Here is a 15,298-nt window from a genome sequence, read left to right as displayed (position 1 = left end):
TAGGAAATTCAAAGGAGAAATAGAAAGTGAAATTATCAGAATTATTTGTTAAAGAGGCCATGGACCTCCAATTGAGCACGACAGATAAGCCGTCAACGCTTAAGTATTTGGCAGAACGTTTCCACCAAGCAGGCGGCGTCTCCGACGTTGAGGCTTACGTAGCCGCTTTAGAAGCCCGCGAAGCCCAATCAACAACTGGTGTTGGTGATGAGATTGCCATTCCTCATGCCCAACATGAATCAATCAAATCAGCTGCTATCGTCTTCGGACGTAGCGAAGCGGGAATTGACTGGGAGAGCTTTGATGGCCAAGCTGCCAAATATGTCTTCATGATTGCGGCCCCTGCAGGTGGCGGTGGCGAGCACTTGCAAGCCTTAGCTAAATTATCTTCTGTCCTCATGCAACCAGAAACTAAAGCGGCTTTAGCAGTAGCAAAAACCCCTGAAGAAGTTGTGGCAGTTTTTACCGCAGCTGAAGCAGAAGAAGCGGCCCAAGCGACTGTGGCTGAGCCAACAAGTCCTGCGCAGGAAGATGTGTATGTCTTGGCCGTAACGGCCTGCCCAACGGGGATTGCTCATACTTTTATGGCAGAAGAAAAACTCAAACAAGCTGGTAAAGCAGCGGGAATCAAAATTAAAGTCGAAACCAACGGACAAGCTGGGGTTGGTAATCGTTTGACTGCAGATGACATCAAAAAGGCGACAGCCATTATCGTGGCAGCGGATAAGCAAGTTGAAATGGCGCGCTTTAACGGCAAACCAGTCATTGTCACCAAGGTAGCAGATGGTATCCACAAGGCTGATGAATTAGTAGCCAAGGCAGCAAAAGCAGAGGCGCCAATTTACCACGCAGCAGAAGGTGCCGGTGCGGCAGACCTTGAGGTCGGCAAAGAATCCATTGGTCGTCAATTCTACAAGCACTTGATGAACGGGGTTTCTCATATGCTGCCGTTTGTGGTATCTGGTGGGATTTTAATTGCCTTGTCCTTCTTCTGGGGGATTAATTCCTTTAACCCTGAAGATGCTAGCTATCATCAAATAGCACAATTCCTCTTTGTAACAGGTAAATTAGCTTTTGCTATGATGTTACCAATGTTAGCTGGTTTTATTGGTCATTCTATTGCTGACCGTCCTGGTTTGGTTGTTGGTTTTATGGGTGGGATTTTAGCTAATCCATCTGTCTTGTCTGACTTTGGAGCGGTAGGTCTCTTTGAGAAAAGCATTCCGTCAGGTTTCTTAGGCGCCTTAGTAGCCGGTTTCTTAGCTGGTGGGATTATCTATGTACTACGTCTAGCCTTTGCTTGGTTGCCAAAATCACTTGAAGGTTTGAAGCCAATCTTCCTCTTCCCAGTCTTTGGGGTTCTGATTATGTCCTTCCTCATGCTCTTCGTTGTGAATGGCCCAATGGGGGCTGTTATGCAAGGTTTGCAAGACTTCCTCAACGGTATGAGCACAGGTTCAGCCTTAGTGTTAGGTTTCTTAGTCGGCGCTATGATGTCAATCGACATGGGTGGTCCAATTAACAAGGCCGCTTACGTTACCGGGACAGCCTTAGTGACACAATCAGCAGGCGCAGGTTCAAACGTTATGGCAGCTGTTATGGTTGGTGGGATGGTACCACCATTAGCGATTGCCTTGGCAGCAACCCTCAACAAAAACCTCTGGCCAGAAGAAGAACGCAACTCAGCCCTAGTTAACTACGTTATGGGAGCAGCCTTCATCACGGAAGGGGCTATTCCATTTGCTGCAGCTAACCCATTGAAGGTTATTCCACCATTGGCAGTTTCTGCCGGTGTAGCGGGTGCCTTAAGCATGCTCTTTGGTATCGTCAGCAAGGTGCCACACGGCGGGGTCTTCGCTATGTTAGCGGGTGGTGTAACGAATCCATTGCTCTATTTAGCGATTTGGGTTGGTGCCAGCTTCTTAGGTGCCTTCCTCTTGAGCTTGACCTTACGCAACAATAATAAAAAATAAACCAAAAGAAGCCAAGATTGCGGTCTTGGCTTCTTTTTTATACCTAAAAAGCACCTGGCGAGAAGCCAGGTGCAGATAATGGATTTGATAGGGAGATTAGTTTTCTTCTAAGCGAGCAAAACCATCGGCAGTAACTGCTTTGAGGGTGTTTGCAGAGGCTCTCATCTTGTCCAACTCAGAGTCGTTAAGTGGAATTTCAATGACAGAAACAACCCCTTCGCGACCCAAGATAGCTGGAGCCCCGATATAGAGGTCTGATTGGCCGTACTCACCGTCTAAGTAAACAGAGAGCGGGAAGATTGCTTTTTCATCGTCTAAGATAGCACGGCAGATACGAGCTAAGGTCACCGCAATCCCGTAATAGGTTGCGCCTTTTTTAGAGATGATTTCGTAAGCTGCGTCACGAACTTTGAAGAACATTTCAACTAAGGCTTGTTCGTCAGTGTCTGGGTGGTTTTTAACCCATTCATAGATAGTCAAGCCACCAACGTTAGCGTGAGACCAAACAGGGAATTCGGTATCCCCGTGTTCCCCTAAGATATAACCGTGGACGTTACGCGCATCGACACCAATAAGTTGTGCGATTTCTTGACGGAAACGAGCGGTATCTAAGGTAGTCCCAGAACCGATAACGCGTTCTTTAGGGAAGCCAGAGAACTTCCAAGTTGCATAAGTTAAGATATCCACTGGGTTGGCAGCAACCAAGAAAATACCGTTAAAACCAGAGTCTACGATTTGTTTGATAACTGATTTGTAGATGCTTAAGTTTTTGTGAACGAGATCCAAGCGAGTTTCACCTGGTTTTTGTGCTGCGCCAGCTGTTAATACGACGATATCTGCGTCACCGCAGTCGCTGTATTCAGCAGAGTAAATCTTCTTAGGTGAAGTGAAGGCTAAGGCGTGAGAGAGGTCTAAAGCGTCCCCGACTGTCTTGTCCTTGTTGATATCAATGATGCCGAGTTCACGGCCGATGTTTTGGTTAACGAGAGAGAAAGCAAAGCTAGATCCGACTGCGCCATCGCCGACTAAAATAATCTTGTTCTTTGGTTGTTTCATAGTGAATATCTCCTTTCTATCACTTGGCTATATTATACCACTCTTTTCAAAAATGTGAAGAGTAAATTTTTTGATTAGTACAGTTTATTGAGGTGAATAATACAGATTGCTTCGTGAATCTTTCTGTTAGTGACATGTTCCAAACATGTGTTATAATAGAAAATGCAGAGGAGGGAGCAGGATGAAGTTAATCGTTGGTTTAGGGAATCCTGGGGACAAGTACCAGGGGACGCGCCACAATGTGGGTTTTGATGTCATTGATGCCTTGGCGCGTCAAGAAGGCTTGCAATTGACTGATCAGAAATTTCGTGCCGACTATACCATTTGGCGAGTGGATGGCGAAAAGGTGCTTTTGGTCAAACCCTATACCTTTATGAACCTATCGGGCGAAGCGGTCTTGCCCCTTATGTCTTATTATAACATTAGCCCCGATGAGCTCGTGGTGGTCTATGATGACTTGGATTTAGAGCCGGGCAAGTTGCGCCTACGCCAGTCAGGTAGTGCGGGTGGCCACAATGGGGTGAAGAGTATTATTGAAATGCTAGGGACCCAAGACTTTAAGCGGGTCAAGATTGGCATTGGCCGACCTCAATACGGACGCAAGGTTGTGGACCATGTTCTAGAACGTTTCGATACAGATGACCGCGCTCTAATAGAACAGAAAATTGACCAGACAACCGACCTGTTGACGGCCTGGGCTAAGGGCGAGACTTTCGTCCAATTAATGAACCAATATAACTAAAAGATACCATAAGCCTTAAGATAGGTTGCGACTCTCCCAGGGGTGGGTAGACGTTGCAGCCTCTTGTGGCGTTAGCTGACTCAAAACCCTGAGCCAGTTTTACCAGAGAGAAAGTAGGAAAAACATGGAATTTGCGCAAGATGCTTTTCATTCGGCAATAAAGGCCATTAATCAAACAGAGCCGGGTAGCTTACCCCAGTTAGTGACTGGAATTGATGATAGTGCCCGTGCTGTCATGCTGGCTCAGCTTTTCCAAGCTCGCCCTCGGCCACTCTTGATTGTGGAGCCCATTGCTAGCAAGTTGGGACAGTTAGTAGATGATTTAACACAGCTTCTGCCACAGGTGTCCGTGCAGGCCTTTGTAGTGGAGGAGGCCCTAGCCATTGAATTTGCCTTTGCTTCAGAAGATCAGATGCGGGATCGGATTCAGATCCTTAACCGACTGGCTCACGGCGAGCCCTGTATTGTAGTGACTAATGTGGCCGGTTTACGAAAACAATTGACTCATCCTGATCAATGGCGCCAAGCCCAACATACCTTAGAACTAGGGGATAACTGGGAACGTCGCCAATTAGAAAGTGTCTTAACTGCTTGGGGCTATCATCGGGCTAGCTTGGTAGAACAACCGGGTGAGTTCAGCGTACGTGGGAGTATTATTGACTTCTTCCCAGTATCCGCCGACCATCCAATTCGTTTGGACTTCTTTGATACTGAACTAGATTCTATCCGGGCCTTTAATGCTGAGACTCAGGCCTCGATTGAAAATCTAGACTCTGTTCAAATTATGCCAGCTCAAGATGTCTTATTTGGCCTAGAAGCACAACAAGCCCTCTTGCCGCGTTTAGAGGATATGAAGGCGCGCGCCCTGAAGAAAGTGAAGGATCAAGAACTAAGAGAGACCATTGAAGCGGGTCTCAGCAATCAGTTGGATCAGTTGCGCCATGGCGAGCCCCTCAAATATCCTCATGCCTATCTGAGTCTAGTTCAGGATGACCAAGTGGTGACGCTTCTTGACTATTTAGGAGAGCAAGGACTTTTAGTTCTGTCAGAATTTGATAAGCTACAGCAACAGGCTCTTCATCTGGTTGAAGAAGATCAGTTTTGGATTGAGCAGGAGACTCAGAAAGGTCTGCTGATACCTGGATTGGCTGTTAAAGCAGATTTTCAGGCTTGTGTGCGAGCTTACTCAGGTGCCTTACTCTATCTATCGGTTATGCATCGAGGTTTGGGGCATCAGTCTTTAGGAGCTGTGCATTCCTTCCAGTATCGTACCCTCAACCCTTTCTTTAACCAGATGCCTCTCGTCAAAACGGAGATGGATCACTGGTTGAAACAAGGCTATACCATTCAAGTAGCTGTAGGGAGTTTGGAGCAAGCGCGGAAGGTTGAAGCACTTTTTGAGGAATTTCAAATTGGCCCTAGCGTGGTGACAGAAGGCAAACCCCAAGCTAAAGTTATTAATATCGGAGTGGGCGCCCTGTCAAATGGTTTTGAACTGCCGGTCTTGAAGTGGGTAGTAGTAACTGAAAAAGAACTCTTCAATAAATTGAAAAAGCGTCAGGCTCGTCAATCTCGCACTAAGCTAACCAATGCTGAACGGATTAAGAGTTACTCGGAATTAGAAGTTGGTGACTATGTAGTCCATGTTCATCATGGGATCGGTCAATTCCGTGGTATGGACACCATCGAAATGAATGGCATCCACAAGGATCTCTTGTCAGTTGTTTATCAAGATGACTCACGCATTCTGATTCCAGTCGACCAAATTCATCTGCTACAAAAGTACGTCGCATCAGAGGCCAAGACACCTAAGCTTAACAAGCTAGGGGGCACTGAATGGGCTAAGACTAAGCGCAAGGTAGCGGCTAAAATTGAAGACATTGCGGATGAATTAATCGCCCTCTACGCTAAGCGAGAACGAGAAGTTGGGTATGCCTTTGGGCCTGACACACCAGAGCAGTCTGAGTTCGAGTCGGCTTTTGCTTATGTGGAGACAGAGGACCAACTCCGATCCGCTATGGAAATCAAGGCAGATATGGAAAAAAGCAAGCCAATGGACCGCCTGCTAGTCGGTGACGTAGGTTACGGTAAGACGGAAGTAGCCATGCGGGCCATTTTCAAGGCGGTCATGGACGGCAAGCAAGTGGCCTTTTTGGTCCCTACTACGATTTTAGCTCAGCAACATTATAATTCTTTGGTTCAGCGTTTTGCTGACTATCCTTTTGAAATTCGGCTGATGAGTCGCTTTGTATCTAAGAAACAACAAGACCAGACCATTGATGACTTGCTAACGGGGGCCGTGAATATTGTGGTAGGAACTCATCGCTTGGTCTCAAAAGATGTCCAGTTCCAAGACCTAGGCCTATTGATTGTCGATGAGGAGCAACGTTTTGGGGTCAAGCACAAGGAGCGACTCAAGCAACTCAAGTCACAGGTTGATGTTTTGACTTTGACGGCGACTCCAATTCCTCGTACCTTACACATGTCGATGATTGGTGTTCGGGACTTGTCCTTGATTGAGACGCCACCCAATAACCGTTTCCCTGTGCAGACCTATGTCATGGAGCGCAATGATGGAGCGATTAAGTCAGGTATTGAGCGCGAACTAGCGCGAGAAGGTCAGGTCTTCTATCTCTATAATCGGGTGGCGACTATTGAGCGTCGAGCCATGGAAATCCAGGCTTTGGTACCAGAGGCTAGGGTAGCTTATGCTCACGGTCAGATGTCGGAGGTGGAACTAGAGACGGTGCTGGTGGACTTTATCCAAGGGGCTTATGATGTCTTGGTGACTACCACCATTATTGAGACGGGGGTCGATATTCCTAATGTTAATACCCTTTTTGTCGAAGATGCCGACCATATGGGGCTATCCACGCTCTACCAATTACGTGGTCGGGTAGGGCGAACCAATCGGGTGGCCTATGCTTATTTGATGTATGAGCCATTTAAGTCACTCAGTGAGGTCAGTGAGAAAAGATTGCAGGCTGTCCGCGAATTTACAGAGTTGGGATCAGGTTTTAAGATTGCCATGCGCGACCTATCGATTCGAGGAGCAGGTAATCTGCTGGGTAAGCAACAATCAGGCTTTATTGATTCTGTTGGTTTTGACCTCTATTCCCAAATGCTCAAAGAAGCTGTTGACATTAAGCGGGGCAAGAAGGTTGGACAGATACCAAGTCAAGCTAGCAACCAGATTGAATGGCATCTCTTAATCGACGCCTATATTCCAGCCAGCTATATTGCCGATGAACGGCAAAAGATTTCAATCTATAAGCAAATTCAACAAATCGATTCAGAAGAGGCCTATCGTAATCTGCAAGATCAGTTGATTGACCGCTATGGTGAATTTCCGGATGAAGTGGCGGATTTACTGGAGATTGCTTTGATTAAATATTATGGCCTCGAAGCCGGCATTGTTAAAATTCAGCAGACTCCACGTCATGTCAAGGTCAGCTTCAACCAGATGGCCTCAGAACAATTACGGGGCGCCAAGCTCTTTGAAGCCTTGGCTGGCATTTCCCAGAAATCCACCGTGTCTCAAGAGGGCTCGCGGCAGGTGATTAGCTTGGATATCCTAGAACAGCCATCCTATGTTTGGTTAGGAGCCCTTAAGCAATTAGCTCGTCAGGTAGCCAGCCTCTTGTCAGACGACACTAGTAAGAATAAGGAGAAGTAAGATGAGATTAGATAAGTATTTAAAGGTTTCCCGTTTGATTAAGCGTCGGACCATTGCCAAAGAAGTGGCGGACCAGGGTCGTATTACGCTCAATGGCCAAGTAGCTAAATCTAGCTCTGCTGTGAAGGTAGGCGATGAGTTGGTGATTCGCTTTGGTAACCGACTATTAACTGTACGAGTGACCGACCTCAAAGAAAATTCCAAGAAAGAAGAAGCAAGTAATCTCTACGAAATCTTGGGTGAAGAGCGCCTTAATAATGAAGTTCGTCAAGTAGACGAGTTTCTAGCTTAAAATAGGGCTTGGCTAGGGTCTCAGCTATGCTGCCTCAAGCCAAGCTCGCAAAAAAACTTGGAAAAACGACAAGTTTGAATGGAAATTAGGCGCGAATATTGATATACTCAAACTAGGTTTATCATGGAGGTGAAAAGAATGAATTATAAATTAGATCCACAGGAATCTGTTCAGACTTCCTCACCCCGTCAGACAAAGCAACCGCACTCTCACGGACGACGCCTGATATTTCATGTCATTCTGATTGGAGCCCTTGCTTTCGCAGGGATTCCATTATGGCGGGCCTATCAAGACCAAGTGGCAGCCGAGCAAGCCTATCAAGAGGTCAAGGCGGACCAAGAGCAAGCCGTTAAAGAGAACCGTGAAGTTTTCCAAGCAACTCAACAAATGAAGGATCCAGCCTATCTAGAGGATGTGGCGCGACGTGATTATTACTACACCAAGCCAGGTGAGATTATTTTCGAGTTAGGAACTTCGCATCAGGAAGACACCAAGCATCCTTAAGGGATGAGAGTTACTGAATAGAATATAAGGATGAAAGAACTTAAGGGAGGATAAGACATCATATGTCAATCGAAGTAGGGCAAAAAATCACAGGGAAAGTCACAGGGATTACACACTTTGGGGCTTTTATTAGCTTGCCAGATAATAAAACAGGTTTAGTTCACATTAGTGAGGTTTCAGACGGCTATGTTAAGGAGATTAGCTCCGTCTTAACAGTCGACCAAGAAGTTGCGGTGAAGGTCTTGTCCATCGCTGACGACGGTAAAATTAGCCTGTCTATTCGTCAAGCCAGTGACCGACCTGCAGAGGCACCTGCACGACCTAAACGTGAACGTCAAGAAGGCGCTGCACCACATAATCAACGTGCCCCACGCTTCAAGAGTCGTCAAGATGAGGGTGGAAATCGCCCTAACTTCAACAATGCGGGAAATAATAACAGCCGTAAGTTGGATGATTTTGACCAATTAATGAGTAACTTCCTAAAGGACAGTGAAGATCGTCTGTCCTCATTAAGACGTAACACCGAAGGCAAACGCGGCGGTCGTGGTGGCCGACGTAGCTAGGGATGTCTTGCTAACGCGCGATGGCTTTCTTGTAGTGCGCTAATACAGGATATAAGAGCAGCCTTTTAGGCTGCTTTTTGTATCTAAAGGAGAATCTAGATGGAAAAATTAATGCGGGAAGTTAAGGCTCAGCTAGAGTCATGGCCAGCTTGGCTAGAGGCTAAGACGGTAGTCTTAGCTGTATCCGGCGGGGTTGATTCCATGGTCATGCTTAGATTAATGCATGAATTGAATCAGTTGCGGCAGTATGCTCATCTGCAGTTGGTAGTTGCCCACTTTAATCACAAGCTACGACCAGAGTCAGACAATGAGGCCGTCGCTATCAAGGAAATTGTGGCAGAGTATGGCTGTGTTTATTTTGCGACAGAGTGGGGCCAACCGGCTACCACTAATGTGGAAGCTCAGGCGCGCGAGGCCCGTTATCAGTTTTTCGCAGAGGTCATTCGAACAACTGAAGCGGATATTTTGATGACCGCACACCATCTTAATGATGTGGCCGAGACCTTCTTGATGCGGATGACGCGCGGCACTTCCATTCGGGGCTTACAAGGGATTCGGGGATGTTATCAGCGTCTGATGAGTGACCCAAGTGGTCATACTGTCATGCCAACCATAATGAGGCCCTTTATTGGGGTGACCAAGGCGGAACTAGAGGCTTATGCTGAGAAGTTTAATGTGACTTATTTTGAAGATGCTTCTAACTACATGGATCACTTCGTGCGGAATCGATTCCGCCATACCTATATTCCGCAACTGATGCAGGAGAATCCTCAATTATTACAGAATCTCCTGACCATTCAGCAGCAAATTCAAGATTCCTACACCGTTCAGTATGCGGATTATCTGAATCTTGAGCCTCAGCTGCTCATGTATTCAACTAATCATTACTGGTTGCTCTATATTCCAGCCTTTCTGGCTTTGCCTGAGGCAAAATTCAATATGTACCTGCGAATTTTCTTTGAGGAACGCCTAATCGAAGATGTACCCGCTTATAATCGCGATTTAGTAGGTCAATTGCAGCAGATGATGCGTAATCGTCGTGACCCCAATCAACGTTTGCAGTTAGGACATGGTTGGGTGGCGGTCAAACGCTATGATTATGTCCAAATACTACCAGAAGAGGCGGGGCCTAAAGCCTATTTTGGCCAACGTTTAGTTTTAAGTCGACTTAATCACTGGTATGCTCTAGATGGCGGCGCAGAAGCGGGGATTTTTGCAGCTCATCAGGTATCTCCGGAAATGCGTGAAGCGGCTGCTGGTTGGACAGGTCTGCACCTGAGCCAAGCCCAAGAGACGGCGCCCCTGAATTTCCAGCTAAGGCAGCGTCAAGACGGCGATCAAGTAGCTCTGACCGATGAATTAGGGCAAGTCTACCACAAGAAGGTGGGGCGGATTTTGATGGATTTGAAGTTGCCTAACGATGAGCGGGATCAAATCAAAGTGCTAGTAGATGATACAGGCGAGATTGTTTGGTTGGGACCAGTTGGTAATTCCCCATTGTCTCGCGGGCCACAAACTGATAAAATAACTCATATATTCCTTTATCGGAAGACACGGCAGTAAGACACTAGATAAAAAGGAGAGAAAGCTCAATGTTAGAGAAAGACATTTTAAAAGTACTAGTAACCCAAGAAGAAATTGCAGAAGCAGTGGCCCGTCTAGGCAAAACCTTAACGGAAGACTACAAAGATAAAGAAGTAGTGGTTGTTGGGATTTTACGAGGGGCAGCAATCTTTATGGCCGACATTATTCGTGCTATGGACTGCTACTTAACGATTGATTTCATGGATGTATCGAGTTATGGCGAAGCCTTCCAATCATCGGGTGAAGTCAAGATTGTCAAAGACTTAGACACTCGCGTTGAAGGTAAGGATATCCTGATTGTGGAAGATATTATCGATACCGGCCAAACCCTTAAGTATATTGTGGACTTACTCCACTACCGTAAGGCTAATTCCGTTAAAGTATGCACCCTCTTGGATAAGAAAGAGCGCCGTGTAAACAATATGGAGGCAGACTATGTGGGCTTAGATATCCCCAATGAGTTTGTGGTGGGATATGGTTTAGACTATAAACAAGAGTACCGGAATCTGCCTTATATCGGTGTCTTATCACCTGCTGTTTACGAAAGCAAATAGGCCATGTGCCAGACCCTAGACTGTGATCTAGGGTCTTTTGGCGAAAATAAACCTTAAATATTGGTAAAGCCCAGCCTTACAGGGGCCTTCCATTAGGACCTAATAGCAAAATATGATAAAATACAAGAATGAACAGAATGATCAAGACAAAGGAGTCGAACAGCATCTATGCAAAACCCAAATCGTAATTCGACGCGGAACATTCTGACATCTATGATGGCATTAGCCATGCTCTTTATGCTCTTCCATGCCCTATCAGGGGCTCTAGGGGGTGGCCAAGTCAAGGAACTCACCCAGAGTGAGTTGATGACAGAGATTGCTGACGGCAAGATTGCCGAGATGGATGTCCAGATTGGTTCCGGTGTTTATAATGTCAAAGGTAAATATAAGACTGGGACAACACGCTCAGAACAAACCAACTTTGTGGCCCTCTTCCAAGGCGGAAGTGAGACTGCCAGTCAATTCACCAGCCGAGTGCTAGGCAACGATAGCACGCTCAAGTTATTGACAGAAACAGCGACCCAACAAGGGGTTAAGATGAAGACCTTGGCCGAATCCAATATGGCACTGTGGGCCAATCTCCTACCAATGCTACTCTTAATGGGTATGATGGGCTTCTTCCTCTACAACATGTTCCAGAGTGGTGCTGGCGGTGGCGGTATGCGAGGGGCCATGAACTTTGGTAAGTCACGCTCCAAGGATATTTCCAAGCAAAAAGTCAAAGTCCGCTTCAGTGATGTAGCGGGTGCTGAAGAAGAAAAGCAAGAACTGGTAGAAGTAGTAGAATTCCTTAAGGATCCTAAACGTTTCACCAAGTTGGGGGCGCGTATCCCAGCTGGTGTCTTACTGGAGGGACCTCCAGGGACGGGTAAAACCCTCTTAGCCAAGGCAGTGGCCGGCGAAGCGGGTGTTCCATTCTTCACCATGTCAGGTTCTGAATTCGTCGAGATGTTCGTCGGGGTCGGGGCTAGCCGGGTACGGGATCTCTTCGAGAATGCTAAGAAGAATGCCCCAGCTATTATCTTCATCGACGAAATTGATGCCGTAGGTCGTCAACGGGGCGCAGGTCTCGGGGGCGGACATGATGAACGTGAACAAACCCTTAACCAATTACTGGTTGAGATGGATGGTTTCGAAGGGAATGAAGGGGTCATCGTCATTGCGGCGACTAACCGTTCGGATGTCTTAGACCCAGCCCTCTTACGTCCAGGTCGTTTTGACCGTCAGATTCTAGTGGGTAACCCAGATGTTAAGGGACGGGAACAGATTCTTCAAGTTCATGCCCGTAACAAGAAATTAGAAACAGAAGTTGACCTTAAGGTCGTGGCACAACAAACGCCTGGCTTCTCAGGGGCTGAGTTAGAAAACTTACTGAACGAAGCGGCTTTAGTAGCAGCACGTTTTAACCATAAGGCCATCACTCAAGCGGACATCGCAGAAGCCCATGACCGGGTGATTGCGGGGCCAGCTAAGAAAGACCGGGTGATTTCTGAACAACAACGCCGTACCGTGGCTTACCACGAGGCGGGGCATACCATCATTGGTATGGTCCTAAGTGATGCACGTGTCGTTCATAAGGTGACCATCGTGCCACGCGGACGTGCAGGTGGTTATGCGGTCATGTTACCTCGTGAAGATGCTTATATTGTGACCCGTAAGGAACTCTATGATCAAATGGTAGGGCTCCTGGGTGGTCGTGCTGCCGAAGAGATTGTCTTCAACACGCAATCTACTGGGGCCAGCAATGACTTCCAGCAAGCGACTAAGATTGCCCGTAGCATGGTCACTGAATATGGGATGTCAGACCGCTTAGGGCCAGTTCAATACGAAGGCAACCATACCGTCTTCGTTGGTCGTGACTATGGCCAGAAACCTGCTTACTCGGATCAGGTAGCCTATGAGATTGACAACGAAGTGCGTCAATTATTGAACCAAGCTCACGAAGAGGCACACCGTATTATCAATGAGCACCGTGAGCAACTCAACCTGATTGCAGAGAAACTGCTTGAAGTTGAGACCTTAGAAGCAGCGCAAATCGAGTCTCTCTTCAAGACTGGGAAGATGCCTGAGCAAGTAGCGAAGCCTGAAGAAACAGACGCTCCTGCTCCGGCAGAAAGCCAAGACCAAGAAGTGGCTCCTTCACGTGTAGAAGAAGCACTAGAAGCTGGTGACCGTGTCATTGCCGATGACCAAGTGTCGTCTGACCATCATCAAGCCTAAGAAGAAAAATCAGGCCCTTGAGGTCTGATTTTTTTGCCTACTAGCGCTAGGCCAAAGACTTGCTAAACTGGTGGGGTCTGCTATACTTAGAAACGGAATATAATGACTCCCATTGGGAGATGGAGGAAGCAATCATGTCAGATCAATTATTAACAGCCTTGGCATTCGATGGCCAATTACGAGTTTTGGTTTTGGATGCTACTGGCGTTGTCCAGGAAGCAGTCAATCGCCACAAAACCTGGCATACCGCAACGGCTGTTTTGGGGCGGACCCTGGTGGGGACCCTCTTATTAGCAGCTAATTCTAAGGGCGACGAACGTTTGCGAGTAGAAATTCTCGGAACGGGACCAGTAGGCCGGATTATTGCGGAAGGAGATGCCTACGGTCATGTACGTGGCTTTGTATCTAATCCGCAGGTGGCCTTAGAACTCAATACAATTGGCAAGTTAGACGTTGCTGGGGCAGTGGGCATGCCGGGCAATATGGCTGTACGCAAACTCTTAGGCAATAAGGAACTCTTCTCTGGCCAAGTGCCCTTGGTGAGTGGGGAATTGGCAGAAGATTTCACCTATTATATGGCTGTGTCTGAACAAACGGCTTCTTGTATTGGCCTTTCTGTCTTGGTTAATCCGGATGAGTCTGTGGCTAAGTCTGGTGGTTTTATGATTCAAGTGATGCCTGGGGCCACTGATGAAACCATTGACTTCATTGAAAAACGCATTGCGGATTTAGGCCGTTTCTCCGATCTCTTGGAGTCACAACCAAGCTTAGAGGCTCTACTGGATCTCTTGGTTGGGCATGGTAATTCTGAAGTTCTGTCTAAAAAGGATGTTTCTTTCTATTGCGGTTGCTCTAAGGAAGCCTATGGACACGGTATTCAGTCCTTAGGTCGTAAGGAAATCCAAGCTATGATTGATGAAGATGGGGGCGCTGAAGTAGTCTGCCATTATTGTGAGAACCACTATGATTATAGTGCTCAAGATTTAGAAGCCATCATCGCAGCAGGTGAAGCTGCAGGGCAAGAAGCAGACTCAGAGGAGGTATAACTTGTTCAAAATTAGAGAAATTGAGATTCCAAACCCGGTCGTGGTAGCACCCATGGCGGGAGTATCAAATGCGGCCTTTCGGACCATTGTAAAACAATTTGGTGCAGGCCTAGTTGTTTGCGAGATGATTAGTGACAAGGGGATTCAGTTCCGTAACGACAAGACCCTAAGCATGCTACACATTGAGCCAAATGAGTATCCTCTCAGCATTCAAATTATGGGAGGCAACAAAGAAACTTTGGTAGAGGCGGCTAAATATGTTGCTGAAAACACTGAATGTGCCATTATTGATATTAATATGGGTTGTCCTGTTAACAAGGTCATTAAGGCAGAAGCAGGGGCACGTTGGCTCTTAGATCCGAACAAGGTTTATGAAATGGTGGCAGCAGTAGTGGATGCCGTTCAGAAGCCAGTCACAGTAAAAATGCGGACTGGTTGGGATGATGAACATCTTTACGCCATTGAAAATGCCTTAGCAGCTGAACGCGCAGGTGCTTCAATGGTGGCCATGCACGGCCGGACCCGGGTACAGATGTATGAAGGCAAGGCCAACTGGGATATTTTGGCGCAAGTTAAGAAAGAACTCAAAACCATTCCTTTTGTTGGCAATGGGGATGTTAGAACGCCTGAAGAACTCAAATACTTGCTTGATACGACGGGCGTAGATGGTGTCATGGTGGGGCGTGCAGCTCTGGGCAATCCATGGGTTATTCAGCAGATGGTCCACTATGTTGAGACCGGTGAACTCTTGCCGGCAATGACGGCGAGACAGAAAATTGACACGGCCATCGACCATCTAGAACGCTTGGTAGACCTCAAGGGTGATCGGACTGCAACGCGAGAATTTCGGACCCAAGCCCATTACTATCTTAAAGGTATTCCGCGTTCTTCTAAGGTTAAGGTGGCGGTCAATGAGACTGAAGATCCAACTGTTGTGAAGCAGCTTCTACGTGATTTTGTAGATCAGGTGGAAGAACGTGAAGCTAAGGAATTAGCGCGCAAGGCTAGCCAAGAGTCTGTAGTGGAGGCTTAGTCCTTGTAAGCAGATAAAAAAATAGGCTGAGACAAAAGTCTCAGCCTATTTTTGT

12 protein-coding genes are annotated in these 15,298 nt (G+C 47.0%); 11 read left to right on the top strand and 1 reads right to left on the bottom strand.

Going from position 1 to position 15,298, the window contains the following annotated elements:
- The first annotated feature begins 26 nt into the window (after positions 1 to 26).
- Positions 27 to 1,973: a fructose-specific PTS transporter subunit EIIC gene (locus Q0339_RS08690; protein ID WP_298078439.1), complete on the top strand. Its 1,947-nt coding sequence runs from the start codon at positions 27 to 29 to the stop codon at positions 1,971 to 1,973.
- 96 nt (positions 1,974 to 2,069) lie between these two features.
- Here the strand turns inward: Q0339_RS08690 and Q0339_RS08685 are convergent, their stop codons facing one another.
- Positions 2,070 to 3,029 (bottom strand): L-lactate dehydrogenase, encoded by a 960-nt coding sequence (locus Q0339_RS08685; protein ID WP_298078438.1) that lies wholly within the window; start codon positions 3,027 to 3,029, stop codon positions 2,070 to 2,072.
- A 181-nt stretch (positions 3,030 to 3,210) separates the two neighbouring features.
- On the opposite strand from Q0339_RS08685, the gene pth reads away from it, so the two are divergent.
- From pth to dusB, 10 genes are all read left to right on the top strand, one after another.
- A complete protein-coding gene (pth, locus tag Q0339_RS08680) occupies positions 3,211 to 3,771 on the top strand; it encodes an aminoacyl-tRNA hydrolase (protein ID WP_298078437.1) in 561 nt (186 codons plus the stop codon).
- A 124-nt stretch (positions 3,772 to 3,895) separates the two neighbouring features.
- Positions 3,896 to 7,447 (top strand): transcription-repair coupling factor, encoded by a 3,552-nt coding sequence (mfd, locus tag Q0339_RS08675; protein WP_298078436.1) that lies wholly within the window; start codon positions 3,896 to 3,898, stop codon positions 7,445 to 7,447.
- Position 7,448: 1 nt separating this feature from the next.
- A complete protein-coding gene (locus Q0339_RS08670) occupies positions 7,449 to 7,739 on the top strand; it encodes an RNA-binding S4 domain-containing protein (protein WP_298078435.1) in 291 nt (96 codons plus the stop codon).
- A gap of 138 nt (positions 7,740 to 7,877) precedes the next feature.
- A complete protein-coding gene (locus Q0339_RS08665) occupies positions 7,878 to 8,243 on the top strand; it encodes a septum formation initiator family protein (RefSeq protein WP_298078434.1) in 366 nt (121 codons plus the stop codon).
- A 62-nt stretch (positions 8,244 to 8,305) separates the two neighbouring features.
- Complete coding sequence (locus Q0339_RS08660) at positions 8,306 to 8,806, top strand: S1 domain-containing RNA-binding protein (RefSeq protein WP_298078433.1); 501 nt, start codon at positions 8,306 to 8,308, stop codon at positions 8,804 to 8,806.
- A gap of 99 nt (positions 8,807 to 8,905) precedes the next feature.
- Positions 8,906 to 10,369 (top strand): tRNA lysidine(34) synthetase TilS, encoded by a 1,464-nt coding sequence (tilS, locus tag Q0339_RS08655; RefSeq protein WP_298078432.1) that lies wholly within the window; start codon positions 8,906 to 8,908, stop codon positions 10,367 to 10,369.
- A gap of 29 nt (positions 10,370 to 10,398) precedes the next feature.
- A complete protein-coding gene (gene hpt / locus Q0339_RS08650; protein ID WP_298078431.1) occupies positions 10,399 to 10,944 on the top strand; it encodes a hypoxanthine phosphoribosyltransferase in 546 nt (181 codons plus the stop codon).
- A 168-nt stretch (positions 10,945 to 11,112) separates the two neighbouring features.
- Positions 11,113 to 13,164 (top strand): ATP-dependent zinc metalloprotease FtsH, encoded by a 2,052-nt coding sequence (gene ftsH, locus Q0339_RS08645; protein ID WP_298078429.1) that lies wholly within the window; start codon positions 11,113 to 11,115, stop codon positions 13,162 to 13,164.
- Between the two features lie 134 nt (positions 13,165 to 13,298).
- On the top strand, positions 13,299 to 14,210 hold the full coding sequence (gene hslO, locus Q0339_RS08640; protein ID WP_298078428.1) for an Hsp33 family molecular chaperone HslO: 912 nt from the start codon (positions 13,299 to 13,301) through the stop codon (positions 14,208 to 14,210).
- 1 nt (position 14,211) lies between these two features.
- Positions 14,212 to 15,243 carry a tRNA dihydrouridine synthase DusB gene (gene dusB / locus Q0339_RS08635; RefSeq protein WP_298078427.1) on the top strand — a complete coding sequence of 344 codons (1,032 nt, stop codon included), beginning with the start codon at positions 14,212 to 14,214 and terminating at the stop codon, positions 15,241 to 15,243.
- Positions 15,244 to 15,298 lie beyond the last annotated feature (55 nt).

This window comes from uncultured Abiotrophia sp., assembly GCF_938010525.1.
Classification (GTDB): domain Bacteria; phylum Bacillota; class Bacilli; order Lactobacillales; family Aerococcaceae; genus Abiotrophia.
The sequence above is the reverse complement of the archived record's forward strand: the minus strand, read 5'-3'. Positions and strand labels throughout refer to the sequence as shown.